At 60.0% G+C, this 19,419-nt stretch carries 21 protein-coding genes; 3 read left to right on the forward strand and 18 right to left on the reverse strand.

The features are described 5' to 3' along the window. The 5 genes from VK725_RS03400 to efp all read right to left on the reverse strand — a co-directional run. A partial coding sequence (locus VK725_RS03400) for an HAD-IA family hydrolase (RefSeq protein WP_325316649.1) occupies positions 1 to 607 on the reverse strand: 607 nt, incomplete at its 3' end. Continuing rightward, positions 604 to 1,314, reverse strand: a complete 711-nt coding sequence (gene ubiG, locus VK725_RS03405) for a bifunctional 2-polyprenyl-6-hydroxyphenol methylase/3-demethylubiquinol 3-O-methyltransferase UbiG (RefSeq protein WP_414648442.1) — start codon at positions 1,312 to 1,314, stop codon at positions 604 to 606. The genes VK725_RS03400 and ubiG, both read right to left, overlap by 4 nt. Positions 1,315 to 1,339: 25 nt before the next feature. After that, on the reverse strand, positions 1,340 to 1,594 hold the full coding sequence (locus tag VK725_RS03410) for a YciI family protein (RefSeq protein WP_325316651.1): 255 nt from the start codon (positions 1,592 to 1,594) through the stop codon (positions 1,340 to 1,342). Between the two features lie 6 nt (positions 1,595 to 1,600). Further along, entirely contained in the window at positions 1,601 to 2,932 is a 1,332-nt protein-coding gene (locus VK725_RS03415; protein WP_325316667.1) for a TRZ/ATZ family hydrolase, read from the reverse strand. Positions 2,933 to 3,150: 218 nt separating this feature from the next. Further along, positions 3,151 to 3,717, reverse strand: a complete 567-nt coding sequence (gene efp, locus VK725_RS03420; protein WP_126675015.1) for an elongation factor P — start codon at positions 3,715 to 3,717, stop codon at positions 3,151 to 3,153. An 87-nt stretch (positions 3,718 to 3,804) separates the two neighbouring features. On the opposite strand from efp, the gene epmB reads away from it, so the two are divergent. Together epmB and VK725_RS03430 are read left to right on the forward strand one after the other, a co-directional pair. Continuing rightward, positions 3,805 to 4,818 (forward strand): EF-P beta-lysylation protein EpmB, encoded by a 1,014-nt coding sequence (gene epmB / locus VK725_RS03425; protein ID WP_325316652.1) that lies wholly within the window; start codon positions 3,805 to 3,807, stop codon positions 4,816 to 4,818. Between the two features lie 143 nt (positions 4,819 to 4,961). After that, complete coding sequence (locus tag VK725_RS03430) at positions 4,962 to 7,016, forward strand: GGDEF/EAL domain-containing response regulator (protein WP_325316653.1); 2,055 nt, start codon at positions 4,962 to 4,964, stop codon at positions 7,014 to 7,016. Between the two features lie 61 nt (positions 7,017 to 7,077). Here VK725_RS03430 and VK725_RS03435 read toward each other — a convergent pair whose 3' ends face one another. The 10 genes from VK725_RS03435 to VK725_RS03480 all read right to left on the reverse strand — a co-directional run bounded on the left by VK725_RS03435 (position 7,078) and on the right by VK725_RS03480 (position 15,094). Continuing rightward, positions 7,078 to 7,650, reverse strand: coding sequence for a hypothetical protein (locus tag VK725_RS03435; RefSeq protein WP_325316654.1), 573 nt, complete (start codon positions 7,648 to 7,650; stop codon positions 7,078 to 7,080). Between the two features lie 42 nt (positions 7,651 to 7,692). Then, a complete protein-coding gene (locus tag VK725_RS03440) occupies positions 7,693 to 8,820 on the reverse strand; it encodes a Cache 3/Cache 2 fusion domain-containing protein (RefSeq protein ID WP_325316655.1) in 1,128 nt (375 codons plus the stop codon). Positions 8,821 to 9,127: 307 nt separating this feature from the next. Further along, on the reverse strand, positions 9,128 to 9,493 hold the full coding sequence (rplS, locus tag VK725_RS03445) for a 50S ribosomal protein L19 (protein ID WP_325316656.1): 366 nt from the start codon (positions 9,491 to 9,493) through the stop codon (positions 9,128 to 9,130). Between the two features lie 18 nt (positions 9,494 to 9,511). Next, positions 9,512 to 10,312, reverse strand: a complete 801-nt coding sequence (gene trmD, locus VK725_RS03450) for a tRNA (guanosine(37)-N1)-methyltransferase TrmD (protein WP_325316657.1) — start codon at positions 10,310 to 10,312, stop codon at positions 9,512 to 9,514. A gap of 20 nt (positions 10,313 to 10,332) precedes the next feature. Continuing rightward, complete coding sequence (gene rimM, locus VK725_RS03455) at positions 10,333 to 10,848, reverse strand: ribosome maturation factor RimM (protein WP_325316658.1); 516 nt, start codon at positions 10,846 to 10,848, stop codon at positions 10,333 to 10,335. 2 nt (positions 10,849 to 10,850) lie between these two features. After that, entirely contained in the window at positions 10,851 to 11,105 is a 255-nt protein-coding gene (rpsP, locus tag VK725_RS03460; protein WP_126675009.1) for a 30S ribosomal protein S16, read from the reverse strand. 254 nt (positions 11,106 to 11,359) lie between these two features. Then, positions 11,360 to 12,742: a signal recognition particle protein gene (gene ffh / locus VK725_RS03465; RefSeq protein WP_325316659.1), complete on the reverse strand. Its 1,383-nt coding sequence runs from the start codon at positions 12,740 to 12,742 to the stop codon at positions 11,360 to 11,362. Positions 12,743 to 12,804: 62 nt separating this feature from the next. After that, entirely contained in the window at positions 12,805 to 14,148 is a 1,344-nt protein-coding gene (locus tag VK725_RS03470; protein WP_325316660.1) for an alpha/beta hydrolase, read from the reverse strand. A 26-nt stretch (positions 14,149 to 14,174) separates the two neighbouring features. Then, entirely contained in the window at positions 14,175 to 14,810 is a 636-nt protein-coding gene (locus tag VK725_RS03475) for an SdpI family protein (RefSeq protein ID WP_325316661.1), read from the reverse strand. Beyond that, on the reverse strand, positions 14,807 to 15,094 hold the full coding sequence (locus tag VK725_RS03480; RefSeq protein ID WP_325316662.1) for an autorepressor SdpR family transcription factor: 288 nt from the start codon (positions 15,092 to 15,094) through the stop codon (positions 14,807 to 14,809). Before VK725_RS03480 ends, VK725_RS03475 begins: the two co-directional genes overlap by 4 nt. A 118-nt stretch (positions 15,095 to 15,212) precedes the next feature. Here VK725_RS03480 and VK725_RS03485 point away from each other — a divergent pair, with 118 nt between their 5' ends. After that, positions 15,213 to 16,031, forward strand: coding sequence for a cytochrome C assembly family protein (locus tag VK725_RS03485; protein ID WP_325316663.1), 819 nt, complete (start codon positions 15,213 to 15,215; stop codon positions 16,029 to 16,031). A 12-nt stretch (positions 16,032 to 16,043) separates the two neighbouring features. Here the strand turns inward: VK725_RS03485 and radA are convergent, their stop codons facing one another. The 3 genes from radA to VK725_RS03500 all read right to left on the reverse strand — a co-directional run. After that, on the reverse strand, positions 16,044 to 17,423 hold the full coding sequence (radA, locus tag VK725_RS03490; protein ID WP_325316664.1) for a DNA repair protein RadA: 1,380 nt from the start codon (positions 17,421 to 17,423) through the stop codon (positions 16,044 to 16,046). A 69-nt stretch (positions 17,424 to 17,492) separates the two neighbouring features. Continuing rightward, a complete protein-coding gene (alr, locus tag VK725_RS03495) occupies positions 17,493 to 18,581 on the reverse strand; it encodes an alanine racemase (RefSeq protein WP_325316665.1) in 1,089 nt (362 codons plus the stop codon). A gap of 122 nt (positions 18,582 to 18,703) precedes the next feature. Continuing rightward, on the reverse strand, positions 18,704 to 19,419 hold a 716-nt coding region (locus VK725_RS03500), incomplete at its 5' end, for a replicative DNA helicase (RefSeq protein WP_325316666.1).

Here is a 19,419-nt window from a genome sequence, read left to right on the forward strand (position 1 = left end):
CCCACGCATGCGGATCGCCACCATCGAGATATCCCCACTTCACGGCGACGGTGAACAATCCCGCATCGCGACCGGCTTGGATATCGCGACGGTCGTCGCCGACAAAAAGACATCGCGACGGCGTCAGACCACCGCGTTCGCAAGCGAGCAGTACCGGTGCGGGATCGGGTTTACGCACGGGCAAGGTGTCACCGGAAACACTCGCGCAAACACGATCGCTCCAGCCGATCTGTTCCACCAGGTCATCGGTGAGATAACCCGGCTTGTTGGTGACGATGCCCCATGCCATGCCCGCATTTTCCAGCGCGTCGAGCAAAGCATCGATACCGTCGAACGGACGCGTCTGGCGGCACATCATGGAGTGATAAAGCTCCAGATACCGCGGCATGCGTTCGATCAGCGCCTCGTCGCTCTCCTTGAATGCACAACCAAGAATGGCGCGCGAACCGCGCGATACGACGTCGCGCATAGCTTCGTACTGCGCATGCGGCGCACCGACTTCATCGCAATACGCATTGAGCGCAGCGTAAAGATCCGGCGCGCTGTCTATCAAGGTGCCGTCCAGATCAAACAGGACGCCCTGCGGCGATTCGGGAAGCGATTTCATGCGGGCTTGCGTGCGCTCAAAAGATAATTGATGGCGGTAACGCGGCTTATCCATGCCTTGCGATTGACCGGGTTGTAGCCCAGACCGCTCACGTCCTCCAGTTCCAAGCCCGCCTGCCGCAGCAGGCGCGCAAGTTCGGAAGGTTTGAGGAATTGCGCGTAATGATGCGTGCCACGCGGCAGCATGCGCGCGATGTATTCGGCACCGATAATCGCGGCGCCGAAGGCGGCAGGTGTGCGATTGAGCGTGGACATGAAAAGACGTCCGCCGGGTTTGAGCATCGCGGCCAGATCCTGCACCAATGCAGCAGGATCGGGGACGTGTTCGATCATTTCCATGCAGCACACCGCATCGAAGCTGGCTGGCTCGGTTGCCGCGAGTTCCGAAGAGGATTGCTTGCGGTAATCGACCACAAGGTTGGATTCGTGCAAATGCAGCCGTGCAATTTCGATCACCTTGAGGCCAAGATCGATGCCGACGACGTCTGCGCCGGCGCGGGCCAGGGCCTCGCTCAACAGTCCGCCGCCACATCCGATATCCGCGACTTTCGCGCCACGCAACGATACGCGCGATGCGACGTAGGCGAAGCGAGTGGGATTGAGATCATGCAGCGGCCGCGATTCACCGTCCGGATCCCACCAGCGCGAGGCGAGCCGGTCGAAGCGAGCGATTTCGTCGTGACTGACGTTTTGCGTGGTTTCCATCATCGAACTCCTGCAGAACACGCCAAGCTTAGTGGGCGTGCCATTCGTATAACGTGATATCCCAGCCGCCGCTGGTGTGGGCCGGATCGCGGAAGACAATCTCGCGCGCTTCGTCCATCGATGCGGCTTTCAGAAGGTAGGCGCCACCGGATTTGTCGCCGAACGGACCTGACATCTCGTTACGGCCTTCGGCACGCAGGTCTTCAAGAAACTGCTGATGCAATGGCACTACCGCAGGATCGACTTGCGGACGGCGAATAAGAAGAACGAGGTAGCGATTCATGGCGTGTCAAATAGCCGCGATGCGTTCACGCCATGCGTGTGTACGCGTGAGGATATCGGCAGTATCCATATCCACCAGTTCGCGCTCAGCGAGTTTGCGCTTGCCGGCGATCCACACGTCGCTGACCTGATGCCGTCCGGTTGCATAGACGAGCTGGGAAATGATGTGGAAAAGCGGCTGCGTTTCCAGATCGCTCAAACGCACGGCAGCGAGGTCAGCTTGCTTGCCAGCTTCAATGGAGCCGATCTGTTCTTCCATGCCCAGCGCTTTCGCGGCGTTGATGGTCGCCCCGCGTAATGTGAACCCGGCGTCGAATGCCGCGGCGTCTTCAGCGACTGCTTTGGCGAGCAACGCGGCGGTGCGCATTTCGCCGAACATATCCAGATCGTTGTTGGACGCGCAGCCATCCGTGCCGATGGCGAGGTTCACGCCAGCCTTGCGGATTTTCTCGGCCGGACAGAAGCCCGAAGCAAGCTTGAGATTCGACTCGGGACAATGCACCACGGAAACGCCGGCCTCCGCGCAGGCCGCAATTTCTCCGTCGGTCAGCTGCGTCATGTGCACCGCAATCAGGCGGTCGTTGACAAGGCCCAGTTTCTGCAGCCGCTGGAACGGACGCAAACCCGATTTCTTGCGCTCTTCCTCGACCTCGTGCGCGGTTTCGTGCAGATGCAGATGCACGGGGATATCGAGCTGATCGGCAAGCACGCGAATGCGCTCGAATGATTCGTCCGACACGGTGTAGGGCGCATGAGGCGCGAAGGCCGTGCGGATCAGCGCGTCGTTGCGGAACGCATCGTGCGTTTCACCGGCGCGCTCGAAGTATTCGTCCTGGGTCTTGGCCCACGCGGATGGAAATTCGATGATCGGCAAACCGACCATCGCGCGGAAGCCGAGCTTGCGATACGTCGCGCCGATGGTTTCGGGAAAGAAATAGTTTTCGTTCGCGCAGGTCGTACCCCCGCGAATCATTTCCGCGACCGCAAGTTCAACGCCGTCGCGCACAAATTCAGGGCCGATGACTTTGGCCTCTACCGGCCAGATGTGCTGCTGCAGCCAGACCATCAGCGGCAGGTCGTCGGCAAGGCCGCGCATCAATGTCATCGGGTTGTGCGTGTGCGTGTTGATGAGGCCGGGAATCAATACATGCTCGCCCAGCTCGACGCGTTCGCGCGGCGCGTAAGCATCGCGCGCCTCGGAGATGGGAAGCACTGCGACGATGCGATCGCCATCGACGGCGACGGCGTGATGCTCAAGCACGACATCGTGCGGTTCGACCGGTACGACCCAGCGGGCCTCGATAAGTAGATCGACGGTCTGCGGAGCGTTCTGGCTCATCATGAATGCCTTGCTGGGGATGGATACGAGATGGGGCGGTACATCTTACGATGCCCGCCCCATTTGTTTTCGTCATTCCAGCGGAAGCTGGAATTCAGTGACTTTGGCTCTTGATCGCAAAAAAATAATAAAGGGCGCCTCGCACCAGTACCTCACTGGATCCCTGCCTTCGCAGGGATGACGCATTGGCAAGCCGCGCTAAAGCGCGGGCCGATGCGTCATTTCACGCGACTGACATATTCGCCCGAACGCGTATCGACCTTGATAATTTCTTCCTGATTCACGAACAGCGGCACGCGCACGACCGCGCCGGTTTCGAGCTTGGCCGGCTTGCCGCCGCCACCCGAGGTGTCGCCACGCAGGCCCGGGTCGGTCTCGACGATCTTCAGTTCGACGAAGTTCGGTGCCTGCACGGAGATCGGACGGCCGTTCCACAGCGTGACCACGCACTCTTCTTCGCCCTTCAGCCACTTGGCGGTTTCGGCCATTGCAGCGGCGTCGGCCTGGTGCTGCTCGAACGACTCCTGGTGCATGAAGTGCCAAAACTCGCCGTCGCTATAGAGGTACTGCATGTCGGTATCGACCACGTCGGCACCCTCGAAGGAGTCGCTCGACTTGAGGGTCTTTTCCGTGGTGCGGCCGTTGAGCAGGTTGCGGATCTTGATACGGGTGAAGGCCTGGCCCTTGCCCGGCTTGATGAACTCCGCCTCGGTGATGATGTAGGGATCGCCGTCGACGATGATCTTCAGACCGTTCTTGACGCCATTCAGATCGTAACTGGCCATGCACTTCGCTCCGGATAAGGAAAACCGCTGCGATCAGCGGGTAAAATAGACTGCTTTAGAGGCCATACGGCCCGTATAGAGCCCACTATGATAACCGCAAGCCCAGGCGCCCGCATTACATCGCCCGCCCTGGCGGATTGGCGGCAGCTCTGGCGCGATGCCATTACCGATGGTCGCGAGCTGCTCGATCTGCTCCAGCTAGGCCATCTGGCCGACCGCCTGCCCGCTGAAGACGCCGGCTTCGCGCTGCGCGTACCGCGCGGTTTTGCGGCGCGCATGCGGCAGGGCGATGCTCGCGATCCGTTGCTGCTGCAGGTGTTACCTCAGCTGGCCGAGCTCGATCGGGTGCCGGGTTTTGTGGAGGATGCCGTGGGCGATATGGCGTCCCGTGAAACGCAGGGCGTACTGCACAAATACCAGGGCCGCGCCCTGCTGATCGCCAGCGGCAGCTGCGCCATCAATTGCCGCTATTGCTTCCGCCGGCACTTTCCGTACGGCGAAGAAATGGCCGCGGCAGGTCAGTGGCGTCAAGCGCTGGAATATGTGCGGCAAGACACGTCCATTACCGAACTGATTCTTTCGGGCGGCGACCCTCTGTCGTTAGCCACCAGCAAGCTTGAGGAACTCAGCCGGGGGCTCATGAACCTCCCGCATGTCACGCGCTTGCGCATCCACACTCGTCTGCCCGTCGTATTGCCCGAACGCATCGACGGTCCGTTCGTTGAATGGCTGCACTCCCTGGCCCATCAAAAGGTTGTGGTGCTGCACGCCAATCACGCGAATGAATTCGATGCGGAGGTGGATGCTGCCTGCGCCCGCCTGCGTGAAGCCGGCGCAACACTCCTTAACCAATCGGTGTTGTTGCGCGGTATCAACGACGATGCCCGGACGCTGACCACACTATCGGAACGCCTCTTTGCCGCGGGGGTGCTGCCTTATTACCTGCATCAGCTCGATCGCGTGCAAGGCGCAGCGCATTTCGAAGTGGATGACGCTCGGGCACAGTCGCTGGTCACTTCTATGCGCAGCCAACTGCCTGGCTATCTTGTGCCCAAACTGGTGCGCGAAGTAGGTGGCGATCCATCCAAACGACCGCTGTAAGTCCCTGTCTTCACATGCGCTCGGTCACCAATGGGTGAATTGGCGCTAGCGGGGTTATGCAGAATCCGTTAAAACAGGTATTAGTGCCGGCTTGTCCTCGGGTGTTCCATGGGCGGCCTTATCCAAGGAAGCACGTACCGCCCATGAAGACAGACTCCGTTATAAAGATCCTCTTCATTGAAAACTCGGTCGAGGACGCGGAACAGATCATTACTTTGTTGCGCAATTCGGGCGTAGCGGTTCGCCCCGCCCGGGCCACTAACCCCGACCAGATTCACGCGGCGCTCGAGGAACTCGGACCCGACTTGGTGCTGTTCAATCCCAGCGTCAATGGTTTGCCCTTGCGCAGCGTGGTGCAGCAGATCGACGCCAGCGCGCGCGACATCGCCCTGCTGGCCTGCGTATCCAAGATCGATGACCAGATCGTTGCGGAGATGTTCCAGGATGGTGCGCAAGGTGTTGGCTCGCGCGCGCAACCTAAGCAGCTGGTGACGGTGATCAAGCGCGAGTTCGAATCGCTCCACATGCGCCGTCAGGTGCGTCGCCTGGAATCGGCGTTGCGCGAATCCGAGCGTCGTTGCGATGCGCTGCTCGATTCGTCGAACGATCCCATTGCCTACGTGCACGAAGGCATGCACGTGCGTGCCAATCGCTCGTATCTGGATACATTCGGCTATGCCGACTACGACGACCTGCTTGGTCTGCCAGTGCTCGATCTGATCGGTCCGGCGGATGCGGACAACTTCAAGGCCTTGCTGCGTGCGCTCTCACGCGGAGAAAAGGCGGAGTACCGGATGGAGCTGCACGCGCGTCGGGCCGACGGCAGCACCTTCCCTGCCACGGCGGAATTCGCGCACGCGACGTTTGAAGGGGAGACCTGCCTGCAGATCGTATTCCGCCGCCAGCAGGTCGACCCCGCGCTGGTGGAGCAATTGCAGCGCGATGCGGTGACGGGTCTTTTCAATCGTGCACGCACGCTGGAGTTCATCGAAAACGCGGTAAGCGCCGCGAGCGAAGGCCGCAAAGGTCAGAGCTTGTTGTTGATCGAACCGGACAACTGGTCGCAGATCGTCAACGGTATCGGACTGGGCAAGACCGACGAACTGCTCGCCGCGTTCGCGCATCGGGTGAGCATGCAGCTGGGCCAGGAAGATGTGGCCGGCCTGCTTGCCGAACACACGATCGGTGTGATCCTGCACACGGATAACGATGAAGCGATCCGAGAGTGGATATCCGGGCTTCAGCAGACGATCTCGCGCGAGATCTTCGATCTCGGCACGCAGTCCATCACGTTGACGGCGAGCATCGGCGGCAGCCTGCTGGGCGAAAGGAACGCCAACACCGACATGTTGCTCAACCAGTCCAGCCAGGCGCTGCGCAGCGCGCAGGGCCAGGGTGGCAATCGCAACGAGTTGCATGATCCTGCGGCACGCGAGAAGGCCGACGCCGAACGCGAACGCAATTGGCTGGGCTTGCTGCGTCAGGCACTGACGCAGAACGAGTTCATGCTCTACCACCAGCAAACCATCAGCCTGCAGGACGCAGAAGGTGATTACTCCGAACTCCTGCTGCGCATGAACGGCCCGCAGGGTGAAGTGTCGCCTGGCTTTTTCATGCCGATTGCCGAGAAGTATGGCCTCAACGCTGAGATCGACCGTTGGGTGCTCAACCAGGCAATCAATGCATTGAAGGCACGCGATCGTGCCGGCGTACCCACCACGTTCTTCGTCAAGCTGACATCCGAATCGCTACAACAGCAGGCTACCCTGCTGCCGTGGCTGGACAAGACACTCAAGAATGCCAGCCTTAGGCGTGGACGCCTTGTACTGGAAATGACCGAGAGCAAAGTGGTGACCATGCTTCGCCCCGCGCAGGAGTTCATCAATGCGTGGAAGAACCTTGGCGGCCAGTTCGCGCTGGAACAGTTCGGTTCGGGCCTCAACTCGTTCCAGTTGCTCAATCATATCGACGCGGATTACCTGAAGATCGACCGCAGCTTCATGGCCGATCTGCCGCAGCATCCGGAGAATCAGAAGAAGATCACCGAGATCTGCCAGCAGGCGCACGAAATGAAGCGCATGGCGGTCGCCGAATGGGTCGAAGATGCGGCGAGCACGTCGCTACTGTTTGCCTGTGGCGTGGACTTCGTACAGGGCAACTTCCTGCAGGAACCGCAGCCGCTGTTGATCAATATCTGACGATTGCTTGAAGCGAGCACGGTAAAGCCCCCGCTCGCTACATGATCGCAAAGGTGGCCGACTACTCTTTGGCGAGAGCGGCGTAAACCTCCTGCAGAAAGCGCTCGGACTCCTCCGCCGTGGAGAGATTCTTCGCGATGTGCTGAAGGACCAGCTCGACGTTGTTCGATGCCGAAAATGCTTCATCGCACAGCAGTGGGGCGATCGGCCCCAGGTAGCTCAACGCCACCTGCTCGATTCGCTCACGACTGGCAGAAGCATCCATCGTCGGCGCCGATGTGCGTGCAGGCGCGGGCGCAGCGGATTTGCGCAAACCGATGTCGCTCTCAAATCCTCCAAGCAGCCACTGCAGAGCCGCTTCGCTCAGCGGCATCCTGGTGCCGGCGCTCGCTGGCGTTGCTGCAGCTCCCGGCTGAAAACGGGCACGCGCTGCCGATACGCGGGCGAGCTGCTTGATCGCTTCGTCGTTGCGATAACGACTGAACGTCACTTCCTCGACCTGTCCATTGCGAAGCATGATCGTGGACGAGTGATTGTTCTCCGTCGCGATGAAGAAGAACCCCGATGTCTTCTTCTGTACGAGCGTGCGCAGCTCGCGCAGCACTTCGATCAATGGGCGAAATTCGCTAACCATGTTCTGTCCCGTACATCAGGAGCGCATCATGGACGTTCGATGTCATCGCTTGGCAAGCCGCTCCATCGCCAGACGCACGCTGTTGGACAGGCGCGCGATAGCTTTGGCGAGGCTGCCGATTTCGTCCTTAAGTTTGACCTCCTCGATCGGCGTATTCAACTTGCCCATGCTGAGCGCATCGGCCACGTCTGTCAGCCGCCGGATCGGCTGCAATACGCGACGCCAGATCAGCGCCGACTGCAATCCCAGCAGCAGCAGACAGATCAGCAAACCGGCCAGTCCAATCCATAGCGTCTGGCGAGCGATGACGTGATTGATATCGCTGTTGGGATAGGCCGCCACCAGCGTGAACCCCCAGCCCGATACATCTTGTTTTTCGACCGTCCAGTCCGCGGGTTGCTGTTGTGCGATCTGGGTCATCACCGCCGGATCGACCGTCGAGCCCGTCTTCGACTGGAAGCGCAATTTGCCCTTGCTGTCGAATAGCGCGACGAATCCCGAATCGAGCACGCGGCTTTTGCTGATCACATCGTCCAACGCAGCCAAATCCGTCTTGTAGCCCACATACCAGATGCCGATCGGCTTGGTGTCGCCTAGCGTGTAGATCGGCTCGTAGCCGGTTACATAGGGCGTACCTAGAATATCCACCACGCCATAAAAACTGTGGCCCTGACGGATCTGCACGATCACGGGGCCGTTCGGATCGAGCACCGTGCCGATCGCACGATCGCCGTTGTCCTTTCTCACATTGGTAGACACGCGCACAAAGTCGTCGCCTGTCCTGGAGAACAATGTCGCGGTGCCGCCCATCGTGGCCGTAACGTCATCCACTAGCTGGAACTGATTGCCCTGCGGCTTATCGCCGAAAAGCAGATCGTTGGCATCTCGGTTATTTGCCTTGATCGGCTGTCCCTGGCCGGGCGTCCCCAATTGGTCGCTTTCCTGGCGCAGCAGATGCATGGAATTGTGCACGCGATCGAGCATGATCGAACGTGTAACGCCCAGCAGACTTTGTAGCCCGCTGGTCTGATTGTCGATGGATGCTGCAGCTTCGGTGCGCACGCGCGCCGCCTCAATCCAGGCCAGCGTTGCAGCGGTGGCGATAACAGCAAGCAGTACCAAGGCCAGCACAGGCAGCAGCAGGCGCACTCGCAAAGAGTGTTGAAACATTGGAAAGTCCCCCTTGGCAATATCGTGCAGCCCGATCCGCTGCCGACCCATTTCGATGCGAAAACAGCGTACCGCATCATGATCTATGTATGTTGCGCACATATGGCAGCAAATGCCACGAAAATGGGATCAAATTCTCGGTTTGCGTTTGAACTCGTTGTCACCGATGCGGGAATTTGCACGCCGCTATGAACGATGAGCTTTTTGACAAATATGACAATACGCCATATCCACGTTCGCACCGCGGAAAATAAAAAAACCGCGGATCGCTCCGCGGGTTTTTCGTATGCGAATGTCGCGTACCGGATTAGTCCGCGGAGGAAGCAGCGGCGATGTCTTCCTTGATGCGAGCTGCCTTGCCTTCCAGACCACGCAGGTAGTACAGCTTGGCGCCACGCACCTTGCCCTTGCGCTTGACCGTCACCGACTCGATGCTCGGGCTGTGCGCCTGGAATACGCGCTCCACGCCCGTACCGTGCGAGATCTTGCGCACCGTGAAGGCCGAATGCAGACCGCGGCTGCGCTTGGCGATGACGACACCTTCGAACGCCTGAACGCGCTCGCGGTTACCTTCTTTCACCTTGACGTTGACGATCACGGTGTCGCCAGGGCCGAACTCCGGCAGCTGGCGGGTGATCTGCTCGGCTTCGAACTGTTCGATGATCTTGTTCATGGCAACACCTGTCTTTTCTCAATGATTGCGGTCGTCATTGACCGCATCGTTTTGTCGTGATGGCTGCTTAGCCTGCTCTTCTCGAGCATATTCACGACGAAATTCATCCAGCAACGCTCGGGATTCTGCATCCAGCGCGCGTTGCGCCAATAAATCGGGACGCCGCAACCAGGTCCGTCCCAGTGATTGCTTCAGGCGCCAGCGGCGAATGGCCGCGTGATCGCCAGAGAGCAAAACCTCCGGCACATCGCTCAGTGCGTCATGCACCGGTCTTGCATAGTGCGGACAGTCGAGCAAACCGTTCGAAAACGAATCCTGCTCGGCCGATTGCGCATCGTTCAACGCACCGTCTTGCAAGCGGCCCACGGCATCGATGATCACCGCGGCGCCTAGCTCGCCGCCGGACAGCACATAGTCGCCGATGGATAACTCTTCGTCGACCTCGTGCGCCAGCAGACGCTCGTCCACACCTTCGTAACGTCCACACAGCAGAGCGATTCGTGGCAATTTCGCCAGCGCTTCCACTCTGCCCTGCGTCAGCCGCGCTCCTTGCGGACTGAGATAAATCACATGCACCGGTTCCGGTGCGGCATCACGTACGGCTTTGAGGGCTGCACGCAATGGCTCGATCAGCATCACCATGCCGGGACCACCGCCGCAGGTGCGGCCATCCACGGTACGGTAGTTGTCGGTGGCGTAATCGCGCGGATTCCAGGTTTCCACCTGCAACAACTCGCGTTGCTGCGCGCGTCCTACAACACCGACGGCAGCACACTGGCGCATGAAGTCGGGAAACAGCGTGACGACATCGATGCGCATCGGACCCTCACCAGACTCGGTTAAAACTCGGGGTCCCAGTCCACCACCATGCGTCCACCGGATAAATCCACCGAACGCACGTAAACACCCTGGACGAAAGGAATCAGCCGCTCGCGCTCGCCATCCTTTACAGCCACCACATCATTCGCGCCGGTTGCGAACAGGTGAGTCACCCGCCCCAACATCACGCCTTCTGTGGTGACGACCTCAAGACCTTCGAGATCGACCCAGTAGTACTCATCTTTGCCGGGGGGCGGCAGCAGTTCGCGGGCGACGTAGATGTCGTATCCCACCAGCGCTGCGGCGCCTTCCCGGTCATCGACCTCAGGCAATTTGGCGATAAGGCCCTTGCCCTGCGGTCGACCTGTGATGCCTTTGATCTCCGTTACCTGGTCCGGCGCCGATGAAAGCAGCCAGGGCTGATACTTGAAGATCTGCGTACGGGGTTCGGTCCAAGATTCGATCTTGAGCCAACCCTGCACGCCGTACAGTCCGACGATGCGTCCGACAAGGACGCGTCGACCGGCTGCAGTCATGCTTAGGCAGCAGCCTGCTTGCCGGCTTCCTTCAGAAGCGAGGCAACCTTGTCGCTCAGCTGAGCGCCCTTGCCGACCCACTCCTGAACACGCGCGACGTTCAGCTCAAGGCGCTTGTCCTTGCCTGCCGCCGTCGGGTTGTAGAAACCTACGCGTTCGATGCTGCGGCCGTCACGCGCACTGCGCTGATCGGTCACGACAACGTGGTAGAACGGACGGCCCTTGGCGCCGCCGCGCGAAAGACGAATCTTAACCATAGTAAAAGCTCCAGAGTTGCCGGCATGCTCGGCAAGCGCGTCCTAGAACGGACGCGGTAAACGCGACATTTTAATGAAATTCGAGGAAAAAGGAAGGGGTTAGGCTTAATCGGCCCCTGCAAACCACTTACCGTAAAGCCGTCATTCCGGCACAGGCCGGAATCCAGTGGGATAACGCATGGAAAGCCTCGGCCCAGATCCAGCCTGAGGACATTGGATTTCGGCCTTTGCCGGAATGACGAGCATTCGAGCATTTAGCGCATCGGAGGGAAGCCGCCTCCCATCCCGCCCATGCCCTTCATAGCGCCCCGCATCTGCCGCAGCAGACCCTTGGAGCCGCCCTTAGAGAGCTTGGACATCATTTTTTCCATCTGCATGTACTGCTTCAGTAAACGGTTCACATCCGCTGGCTGGGTGCCCGATCCGCGTGCCACGCGGGCGCGGCGCGAGCCGTTCAGCAAATCCGGATGGCGGCGTTCTTTCTTGGTCATCGAGCTGATGATCGCGACCATGCGCTTGATTTCGCCGTCGTTGACCTTGTTTTTAACTTCGTCCGGCAGTCCCGAAACGCCCGGCAACTTGTCTATGAGACCCGCAAGGCCACCCATATTGGCCATCTGTTCGAGCTGGTCGCGCATGTCGTTCAGATCGAAACGCTTGCCCTTCATCACCTTCGTGGCGAGCTTCTGCGCTTTTTCCTGATCGACCTTGCGCTCCACTTCCTCGACCAGCGACAACACGTCGCCCATGCCGAGGATGCGTTGCGCGATGCGGTCCGGATGGAACGGTTCCAGCGCGTCGGTCTTTTCGCCCGCGCCCAGGAATTTGATCGGACGGCCGGTGACGTAACGCACCGATAAAGCCGCACCGCCGCGTGCATCGCCATCGGTCTTGGTCAGCACAACGCCGGTAAGCGGCAATGCTTCGCTGAATGCCTTGGCCGTGTTGGCGGCATCCTGACCGGTCATCGAGTCGACGACGAACAGGGTTTCGATGGGTGTTATCGCGGCATGGAGTGCCTTGATCTCCGCCATCATCGCTTCGTCGATATGCAAACGGCCGGCGGTGTCGACCAACAGCACGTCGATCACCTCCTTGCGCGCAGCGACAATCGCAGCCTTGGCGATATCCACCGGATTCTGCCCGGCGTCGGACGGGAAGAACTTCACGCCCACCTGCTCGGCCAGCGTGCGCAGCTGCTCGATAGCGGCCGGACGATACACGTCGCAGCTCACCACCATCACGCGTTTCTTCTTACGCTCGGTGAGGAAGCGCGCGAGCTTGGCCACGGTAGTGGTTTTACCGGCACCCTGCAGACCAGCCATCAACACGACGGCGGGCGGCTGCTGGGCAAGATTGAGCTCGGTATTGGCTGTGCCCATCAGCGCGGTCAATTCATCGCTGACCACTTTTACCAACGCCTGACCGGGCGAAAGGCTCTTCAGCACTTCCTGACCGACCGCGCGCACTTTTACGCGTTCGATCAACGCCTGCACAACAGGCAGCGCGACGTCCGCTTCGAGCAGCGCGATGCGCACCTCGCGCAGGCTTTCGCGGATGTTTTCCTCGGTCAGTCGACCGCGACCGCGCAAGCGGTTGACGGTGGTGGAGAGGCGTTGGCTGAGCGACTCAAACATGGGCGTCTACGTCGTATGAGGGTCAAACGGATTGACAAATATAGCAGAGACGCTCGTCTGGCTCAGGCATGCGCCGGCTGAGCCTTGATCCAGTCGGCGATGTCCTGGATCACCCTTGGGTCCACATGTGCAGGCTTGAAGTAATCCTTTGGCGAAGGCGGATTGCCCGCAAGCATGAAAAGATGACTCAGACCCGGGTATTGGACCAGCTTCACACGTGGGTCGTGCGCGAAAGCTGCCTGCCAGCCTGTGAACTCCTCCTGCGGGGACACCTGAAAATCCGCACCGCCCTGCAGGATCAGCACGGGCTCGCTCAGATGCTTTGCGATCGCAACAGGATCGTAGTCGCGTGCACTGAGCCAATAGCTGGCGGGTGCATTGAAGAAATCTCCAGCGGGCGGATGCGCGGCATCGGCGTGCGCCAGTGCATCGCGTGCCTTGATCAGGGGCGCGAGCTGCGCATTCAGTTGATCGGCAGAGGCGTCCTGCATCTGTGCAAGGCGGCGTGTTTGTCGAATCAAAAGATCGATATCGAAACGCATCGGTGCAGCCATCATGATCACGCCCGCCAGTTGCGGATCGCGCTGCCCGATGCGCGGCGCCATAAATGCGCCAAGACTGTGGCCCAGCACGAACACGCGTTTGGGATCGACACCCGGTTGCGCGGCCAACTGCTTCAATGCTGTCAACGCATCTTCGGTGACTTCGTCATCGAGCGTGAAATGGGTACCAATCGCTTGCGGTCCGAATACGTGCGTACGTTTTTCGACACGCAATGACGCAATGCCCGCAGTCGCCAAACCGTCGGCCAGATCGCGAAACGGTTTGTTCGGTCCCAGTGTCTCATCACGATCGTGATTACCTGAGCCACCTACTAGCAACACCGCCGGAAACGGGCCTTTTCCTTTCGGCAGCACGAGTGTTCCCGGCAGCGACCCATACGGCGACATGACATTCAGCTTGCTCGCAATTCCCGTTGCCGATGTCGGCGCCGATGCTTGCGCGGAAGCGTTCGGCAGCGCGTCTGCCGGCACGACTCGGAATGTCGTAATGCGATCTTGCGCATCGCAACCCACAAGTGCGGCCATCGGCATTTTGGAAAAATCCATGTCCGCTACGAGCAGGTTATTGCCGTTCAGGGTGCGCGGCTGCAACGCGCCGAGCTGACGAAAATCACCTGCCATACCCTGGATTTGAATCCATCCATCCTTCAACTTATCGGGCGTCACGTTCGCTGCAATATTCGGCGCGAAATTTTTCACGGCTTGATCGTAGTCGCCGTGCGTAAAGGCGGTCAGCGCGGCCTGCGCGTTCGTTCGGCATGCTGCGGTCGGATCAGCATTGCTCGCAGTCGCCAATACAAATCCGGTGACACCTACACATGCGATGAGTGTCCGTGAGTACATGTCTTTCTCCTCGGTAATCGGGGTTTTCACTGCAGCCACTGATAGATGACATACGAATAAATGGCAGGAATAAGCGCTGCACCCACCAGCACGTAAATCGCCACCATCAACGGCGCGCCGGCGAACGCAGCGATGACCGTCACCAGCCCCGCCAGCATGAAGACCCAGCCAGCCATGCGATGTGTCCGTTCCCATACTTCGTCGTTGGCAAGCGTCCAAGGTGTGCGAATGCCCGCAAAGAAGTTCTTGCGAAGCTTGCCCATGTAATTGCCCATCACCATCCAGAGCAGTCCCAGCCCAACCGTGGTGACAAGCGGCTGGTGCATGGGATGTCCTGCGCCGTTCAACAGCACACCGAACGCGGTAACCAGCACGAAGGCCTGCACGGCCAACATCACAATCGTGAACACCGAAGCAAACGGTTTGATGCGGTAACCCCGCGGAGAAATGGCGGGCAGGAGGATCGTGAGCAACGCAAGTCCGGCGATGACGAGCATGGGTGCGGCGACCGCTTTGAAGGGCGTCATGTAGCCGTTGATCTGTCCTTGCGCATTCCAATGCGTAGGAATCACCGTTGGCATCTGCGGGAGCAGCCACAGATACGCCGCCAGCAACATCAGCAGGAACAACGCCGACAACAAGAGACTGCGTACGGGATTCATCGCTTGCCTCCTTTTCCGCCACTGGACGGAATCAGGTCGAGCACCATGCGGGTGAGGTCTTCCATCACGGTGCTGTTGAGGGAGTACACAATGAATTGGCCCCGGCGTTCGGTGCGCACGAGATCCGCCTGCTTGAGAATGGCGAAGTGGTGGGAGAGCGACGCGCCGGTGATATCGAACGCTGACCCGATTTCGCCCGCGCTCATGGCGCCGCCATGCAGTCGCTTGAGAATCGCGCGACGCGTGGGGTCAGCCAGAGCTTTGAAGACGGCTTGCTGTTTCACGGCTCAGCGACGGTTCCAATTCATCCATAGATATTTAGACAAATATCTAAATAAAGTGCAAGTGCCGGTCAAAACGCCGCGTTCACCCGGCCCCGGCCGTATGCCAAACTAACCCTCGATGCTAGCCGCCCTTTCTGTCTTCGCGATCGTTTGCTACCTGCTCGCCAGCGGGCTGTTGGCGCGTCCGCTATTTACCGGAAGCACTACGACCACGCCAGCGCCCGCGGCCGGCGCGCGACCGGCGCTCGCGATCGCCACCATCGCCGTAGTGACACATGCTGCCCAGCTGCTTGCCGTGCATCGCGGTGCGTTGGATCTGCATTTTTTTGCGGCGCTATCGCTGGTCGGATGCGTGGTGTCGGCGCTTACGTTGCTGGTCAACCTGACGCGTCCGGTCGCCGCACTCGGTGTGATCGTTTTCCCGCTCAGCGCGCTGCTGCTGCTGGCCGATAGCTTTCTGGCAGCGCCCACGGCACCCATGCCGATGGACTGGCACATCAAGCTGCATGTCACTGTTGCGCTGCTTGCCTTCAGCGTTCTATCGATTGCAGCGGCCATGGCGATTTTGCTGGCAATCCAGGAACGCGCGCTGCGGCATCGTCAGCTAGGGCCGTGGCTGAGCGCGCTGCCGCCGCTCACGCTCACCGAATCGCTGCTGTTCCGCTTGATTGCCGCAGGCTTTGTGTTGCTTACGTTGACGCTGCTGACCGGCATCCTGTTTGTCGACAACCTGTTCGGACAGAACCTCGTCAACAAAACCGTGCTGTCGATCATCGCGTGGCTGGTATTTGGCGCCCTGCTCTATGGGCGCTGGCGTCATGGCTGGCGCGGTCGTAGCGCGGTGAATCTCACGCTGATCGGCATGGGGATGCTGGTGCTGGCGTTCTTCGGTTCGAAGTTCGTGCTTGAGCTGATTTTGCATCGCACGGTGAACTGAGCCGCGCCCTCGTTAGCGGCAAGCGTCGATAGCGTGCGATAAACGCTCGACGCCGATGACTTCCATCTCACCTACCCGCCCCTGCTTGGGCGCGTTTGCCTTCGGCACGATGGCGCGGCGGAAGCCGTGATGTGCAGCTTCCTTCAAGCGTTCTTCGCCATTTGGAACCGGGCGAATTTCTCCAGACAAGCCCACTTCGCCAAACGCAATGGTTTTCTCGGGAAGCGGCCGGTCGCGTAGTGACGAAAGCACCGCCAGTAGCACTGGCAAATCGGCGGCTGTTTCCTGCACGCGAATGCCGCCGACAACGTTGACGAAGACGTCCTGATCATAAGCGGCAACGCCACCATGCCGATGCAACACCGCCAGCAACATTGCCAGGCGATTCTGCTCAAGACCTAGCGCGACGCGGCGCGGATTGCCCAGCGACGATTGATCCACCAGGGCCTGTACTTCGACCAGCAACGGGCGTGTGCCTTCGCGCGTCACCATGACTGCGCTGCCGGATGTCGGACCGCTGTGCGCGGACAGGAAAATGGCCGAAGGATTCGGAACCTCGCGCAAGCCTTTTTCCGACATCGCGAAAACGCCAAGCTCGTTCACGGCGCCGAAGCGATTCTTGAAAGCACGCAGCACGCGGAAACGGCTGCCGGACTCGCCTTCGAAATACAGCACCGCATCGACCATATGCTCCAGCACGCGCGGACCGGCGATACCGCCCTCCTTGGTGACATGGCCGACAAGAAAGACCGAGGTACCGCTTTCCTTCGCGAAACGCGTGAGCCGCGCAGCAGATTCGCGCACCTGACTAACGGAGCCGGGCGCAGCGGTGAGCAACTCCGTCCAGATCGTCTGAATCGAGTCGATGACCAAAACACGCGGGCGCGTGGACGCGACTTGCTCGAGGATGCGTTCAACGCCGGTTTCCGCAAGCGCATGCAAGGGGTGCAACGGCAGGTCGAGTCGTTGGGCACGCGACGCGACCTGCGCCAGCGACTCTTCGCCGGTCACATAAACGCTGGGAAGCTTTTCACCGAGTTTGCCCAGCATCTGAAGTAGCAGTGTCGATTTGCCGATGCCGGGATCGCCGCCGATCAGCACCACTGAGCCGTCGACCAAACCGCCGCCCAGTACACGATCCAGCTCGCCGATACCGGTAAGCGTGCGCGACTCGGCGGTGATCAGTACGTCCGTCAACGGCGTCACTTTCGGCACGGTATTGACCGCACCGGCATAACCGCCCTGTCGCGCAGCAGCCACCGATTTCTGTGCAGGCTGCACCACAAATTCTGACAACGTGTTCCACGCGCTGCACTCCACGCACTGGCCTTGCCACTTGTTGTGTTCGGCACCGCAATCGGTGCAGACATAGGCGGTCTTGGCTTTGGCCATGGCGTTATGCGCTGATGATCGATGGAGGAAGCTTAGCGTTTGCCGGTCGCATGACGCGAGACACGCGATTCATGCTTCGTCTTCGACGAATAACACACGGCGCGTCATGCCGCAGGTGAGGTCGTAACTGATGGTGCCTGATTGTGCGGCGACGATTTCGACGGGAAGCTCGGGACCCCACAGCGTGACGCGGTCACCTACTTTGGCGTCCGGCGCATCACGCAAGTCGAGTGTGATGAGATCCATCGATACGCGGCCAATCAGTGGCACGCGTTTGTCACCGACAAGCACGGGCGTTCCGGCGACTGCGCTGCGCGGATAGCCATCGCCGTAACCGACCGCCGCAACACCCACCGGCATATCTTCCGGGCAGTCCCACAAACCGTTGTAGCCAATGCGTTCGCCACGCTTGATGGCGTTGATCGCAATCAAGCGGGTCGACAGCGTCATCGCGGCGCGGAAACCGAAATCTGCGCCGCTTTTTCCGTCCACAACGGAAAGTCCGTAAAGCAGGCCACCGGTGCGCACCCAATCGCCGCGCGCGTCAGGCCATCCGATCACTGCCGCCGAGTTGGAAAGCGAGCGTGGGCCAGCCAGCCCACGCGTTGCGTCGCGAAAGCGCTCGATCTGCTCGAGCGTACGCTCACCGTCAAACACTTCGGACTCGGCGAAATGCGTCATCAAACCGATGTCGGGATCGATGCCCGGCATCGTCGCCAGCTGTTGATGCACGGCCGCTGCACGTTCTGGCGCGAAACCGAGCCGATGCATGCCGCTGTCGATCTTCAGCCAGACATGAACACGTCCACGCGTCGGCGAGGCTTCGGATAGCCACTGAAGCTGGCTTTCGTGATGGATCGCCGCATCGAGACCAAGGCGCTGCATCTCGGCAATATCGCCCGCCTGATCCGGACCCGACAGCACGACAATGCGCTGACGGTGCCCTGCCGCGCGCAAGCGCAATCCATCGCCTAGCGACGCCACCGCAAACGCATCCGCCGAACCATTCAACGCGCGTGCAACGCGTTCCAGACCATGACCATAGGCATCGGCTTTGACGACAGCCATGACCTTGGCTGGCGCAGCCAACTCGCGCAGCCGTTCCAAGTTGTGGCGCAACGCGCCCAGGTGAATGGTGGCGACAGTAGTGCGACTCATGATCCTGACTTGATCGAACCCGGCGCTTTCAAAGCGTGAAAGCGCGTGAGCGTTGCATCATAGGGTACCGGCTGGCGCGCGGTAGATCAGGGCAATGCGATGGCAATCCGCAGGCAATCGCCTCAGAAATGCCCCACATAGCTGTCCGCGCTGTAGTTTTCGAACTTGGTGTAGTGACCCAGGAAAGTCAGCTTCACCGTGTCCGTAGGACCGTTACGCTGCTTGCCAATGATGATCTCGGCGAGGCCTTTATCCGGCGATTCCTTGTTGTAGTAATCGTCGCGGTAAATGAACATGATGACGTCGGCGTCCTGCTCGATAGCGCCCGATTCGCGCAGGTCGGACATCATCGGTCGCTTGTCGGCGCGCTGTTCCAGCGAACGGTTCAACTGCGACAGTGCAATCACGGGCACATTGAGCTCTTTCGCCAAACCTTTCAGCGAGCGCGAGATCTCCGAGATTTCCGTCGCGCGATTTTCCTTATTGCCCGGCACCTGCATCAGCTGCTGGTAGTCGATGACGATCAGACCAAGGCCGCCGTGCTCACGGTGCAGACGCCGCGCACGCGAACGCAATTCCACCGGCGAGAGACCGGGCGTATCGTCGATAAAGATTTTCGCTTCCGAAAGCAGCGCAATCGCGTTGGTGACGCGCGGCCAGTCTTCTTCGGCCAAATCGCCGTTGCGCAGATGTTGCTGATGGATGCGGCCGACCGACGAGATCAGACGAAACGCCAGCTGTGAGGCGGACATTTCCATCGAAAATACCGCCACAGGTTTCTTGGCGCGCAAAGCAGCCGCTTCGGCAATGTTCAACGAGAAGGCCGTCTTACCCATCG

It is taken from the genome of Dyella sp. (assembly GCF_035486915.1).
Taxonomy (GTDB): Bacteria; Pseudomonadota; Gammaproteobacteria; order Xanthomonadales; family Rhodanobacteraceae; genus Dyella_B.